Origin of the sequence: Streptomyces sp. 4F14 (genome assembly GCF_048159485.1) — a bacterium.
In the GTDB taxonomy this organism is placed as follows: domain Bacteria; phylum Actinomycetota; class Actinomycetes; order Streptomycetales; family Streptomycetaceae; genus Streptomyces.
Genome location: NZ_JBLRVY010000140.1, coordinates 1 through 435 on the forward strand (window position 1 = coordinate 1; position 435 = coordinate 435).

General features: G+C 67.1%; 1 protein-coding gene. It reads right to left on the reverse strand.

What is annotated here, in order from left to right; all coding sequences use genetic code 11:
* On the reverse strand, window positions 1–288 hold a 288-nt coding region (locus tag ACLZOT_RS50020), incomplete at its 3' end, for a hypothetical protein (protein ID WP_416975989.1).
* Window positions 289–435 lie beyond the last annotated feature (147 nt).

Consider the following 435-nt stretch of genomic DNA (forward strand, 5'->3'; position numbering starts at 1 on the left):
GACACCCAGGACCTGCCACAGGGCCTCCAACTGGAAGGCCGGCAAGGACATCAGATAGACGGCGTCACGGCGAATGGGCGGCATGTCGCATCGGATCCGGCCGATGGTGTCGACCGCGACCTGGAACGGGAGATGCGGCAACACGTACTGCTCGGGATCTCCGTAGTCGTGGGCGACCGCCGCCGCGGCTGCGAGCGAAGCGAGGATGTCCTGCACGTATCCGGCGCCGTGGATCCAGGCAGGATCTCCCGGCAGCACACAGGGGTAATCCGCTCGTCGCGTCGTCACCCCCTCACCCTCCCCGCGCGGAGCACCAGCAGAACTCGCCGAACTGTGTTCGACTGCTCCCCCGGTGTGCTGACCCGACTCCGTCGGTGCCTCACAGGACCGAGAAGGATTCGGTTCAGCACACGAGGAGCGTCACTCCGCCCCGCG